At 31.1% G+C, this 3044-nt stretch carries 3 protein-coding genes; 1 reads left to right on the top strand and 2 read right to left on the bottom strand.

Annotation, left to right across the window (positions count from 1 at the left end; all coding sequences use genetic code 11):
• Positions 1 to 289: 289 nt before the first annotated feature.
• Positions 290 to 694: an Rrf2 family transcriptional regulator gene (locus tag HN894_17015; protein MBT7145026.1), complete on the bottom strand. Its 405-nt coding sequence runs from the start codon at positions 692 to 694 to the stop codon at positions 290 to 292.
• A 461-nt stretch (positions 695 to 1155) separates the two neighbouring features.
• Between HN894_17015 and HN894_17010 the strand changes: the two genes are divergently transcribed.
• Positions 1156 to 2346: a YgeY family selenium metabolism-linked hydrolase gene (locus HN894_17010; protein MBT7145025.1), complete on the top strand. Its 1191-nt coding sequence runs from the start codon at positions 1156 to 1158 to the stop codon at positions 2344 to 2346.
• 28 nt (positions 2347 to 2374) lie between these two features.
• Here the strand turns inward: HN894_17010 and HN894_17005 are convergent, their stop codons facing one another.
• On the bottom strand, positions 2375 to 2884 hold the full coding sequence (locus HN894_17005; protein ID MBT7145024.1) for a T9SS type A sorting domain-containing protein: 510 nt from the start codon (positions 2882 to 2884) through the stop codon (positions 2375 to 2377).
• Between the last annotated feature and the right edge of the window lie 160 nt (positions 2885 to 3044).

Below are 3044 nucleotides of genomic sequence, written 5' to 3'. Positions count from 1 at the left end.
CAAGGCTATAAAACAAACAAATGGACAGGCTTATTAATTCAAGATTTTGTTTTGAAAAACTGGAAATTTAAAATTAGCAAAAGAACTGCTCAACTCTGGCTGTCGAAAGTATTGTGATTCTTTTTCATGCGTTTGCCCTGTATTTATTAAAAGGAGTATCCTTTGGTTTCAACGCATATATCTAACAATTGCTTTCTATTTAAATTTACTTACAAAGAGACCAAAATATTGCAAAAAAGTTGCAAAAATGTTTGATAGTTGTATCAAAGATTTTTTCTGCATTCAATCATCAATCTTCCAAATACTTCGATATAGTTCTATTTTTCAGGTAATTATAGAATTTTATGGTGATTTCGTTTGTAACATTTTCAAAAATACACTCTTTGAATGAGCAAACTTCTTGATTATGCGGACATCTCTTCTTTTCAATTTTTCCTTCAATAGCTTCAAAAATATTTAACAAAGTTAATTCATCTGGATCCCTTTTAAGTAGAAAACCACCATTCGGGCCTCGCATCGATTCAATATATCCTACTTTTGCTAATCGATACATTACTTTTGAAACATGATGTTTAGATGTACCGGTTTTTTCTGCTATTTGAATTGCATTAATCATTTTATTCGATTTTGCAATCAAAATTATTCCATGTAGTGCTATTGATGCTGCTTCAGAGATATTGATTATCCTTGACATATATTAAAATTATAATTAAGTATTTAAATACTCAAAGTAATGAATTATTTAATTAGCTTTTCAATTTATTTTTATTTTTTTTTAACAATCATGCTGTCTGTTGCTATTATTCATACTTTACGATTTTAACCTGAATAATTAATAAATATTTCTACTACAAGCTCAAACTGAACATCATCTTTGACCGTCCTCAATTTTTATTCCATCAAAATAGCTCGCTATTACTCAAAAATAAAAATCTGTGGTAGTTCAAATCTGACACACATTTTTAGCTTTCGTTACGAAATTTATGAATTATTCAAGTTAAGAAAACTATATATTTCTATTTTATTATACTTAGAAAGTTTTATTGAAAATAGTTTTACATTTGCTCATGAAATAAAATCAGAGTTTATTTAATTTATGATTTAAAAATATAGGATAGCAAAAATCTTGATAATCATTAACACAAATACCATAATATGAGCCAATTAAGCAAAGAAATTAAACATTTATCAGAGAAATACAGAGATTTTACAGCACGTAATCTCTCTAAATTAGTTAAAATAAAATCTTTAAGTTGTGGCGAAAAAGATGTAATACTGGAATTGAAATCTCAAATGGAACAGGCTGGTTTCGATGAAGTTATTATCGATGGTTTGGGAAATGTAATAGGTAGAATTGGCAATGGGAAAACCATCCTTGCTATTGATGCTCACATGGATACCGTTGATGTGGGACAAATTGAGAATTGGGAACTTGATCCATTTTCAGGAAAAATTTCAGAAAGTCATGTGTTCGGCAGAGGTACAGTTGACCAGAAAGGCGGTGCAGCAGCATTTGTTACAGCCGGAAAAATTCTAAAAGATTTAGACATAACAAACGATTTGACAATATATTTCGTGGGCAGTGTCATGGAAGAAGATTGTGATGGACTTTGCTGGAAATACATTATTGAAGAAGATAAAATTGTTCCTGATTTTGTAATTTGCACCGAACCTACAAATTTAAATATATATAGAGGACATCGCGGACGAATGGAAATGAATGTTAGTTTTACAGGTATTTCTGCTCACGGATCGGCACCAGAGAGAGGAAAAAATGCAATTTATGAAGCATCTAAAGTTTGCCTCGAAATTGAAAAATTGAATGACCGAATTAAAGACGACAATTTTCTCGGTAAAGGAAGTATTACAATTTCAGAGTTTGTATCTGGAAGTCCTTCGCTTTGTGCTGTAGCCGATTTTGCCAAAATTCACTTAGATAGAAGACTTACTTTCGGAGAAACGAAAAATTCTGCAATTGCCGAAATTGAAAATATAATTAAGGATATGGAGTCAAAAGTTGATGTATTGCAATATTTTGAAAAATCATATACCGGATTGAAATATGGAATGGAAAAATATTATCCGACCTGGATAATTCCCGAAGATCACAAAATTATAAGAACAGGAATAGAAACATTTCAGGGTTTATTTGAAGAAAAGCCAAAAGTTGACAAATGGACGTTTTCAACAAACGGTGTAACTATAAATGGGATTTACAATATTCCATTGATTGGTTTCGGTCCCGGCAACGAGATTTTTGCACATGCACCAAACGAAGCAGTACCAATTGACGATTTAGTGAAAGCTTCTGCCTTTTACGCTGACTTTGCTTCGAGAATAATTTAGTTTAAGGAATATTATCTATTTTAGAACTTCAAATTAAAACCAATTTTCGAAACTCTATAAAACTTGAGCCTTGAACTTTCACAAAATAAATTCCTTTTGCCTGGTCTTTCAAATTGATTATTGTTGATTTTTTATTGTCTATTGAAAACTGTTTAACAATTTTTCCGGTGATGTTTCTAATTTCGACAGATTGCAAGTTGTTTCCCTCAATTATAAACTTTCCGTAGCTTGGATTTGGGAAAATTGTGATTTGCTCGTTTGCCATATTTTTTATTCCTGTATCATCAAAAACCGTGATTTGAACGGAATCGGAATTTGAACAATTTGTGATTGGGTCTGTATAAAAATACGAAATCCAAAAAGTTCCAGTTCCGGCAAGCTGAGGATCGAAATTGTTTCCTGAAATCCCAATTCCCGAGAAAGTACCGCCTGCGGGCAAAACATTTGGTAAATTTGCCAATCCTGAATTTAAGTCTATAGAATCAGGATTGAAGGGTTCTATTGAAATTGTTGGTAGTGGATTTACTATCAAAATCAATTCTTCGATACTATCGCAACCATAAATCGTTTGGAAATTTTCTGAATAAGTTCCGGCAGTATCTATCCTGATTAATTCATAAACTTTTTTTTCATAAACGTTTCTACAATTTTCATGCTCAAATATATTAACATTAATGAGTTTTAGTTAATTTTTTTAT

This window comes from Bacteroidota bacterium (genome assembly GCA_018692315.1).
Taxonomy (GTDB): Bacteria; Bacteroidota; Bacteroidia; order Bacteroidales; family JABHKC01; genus JABHKC01.
The sequence above is the reverse complement of the archived record's forward strand: the minus strand, read 5'-3'. Positions and strand labels throughout refer to the sequence as shown.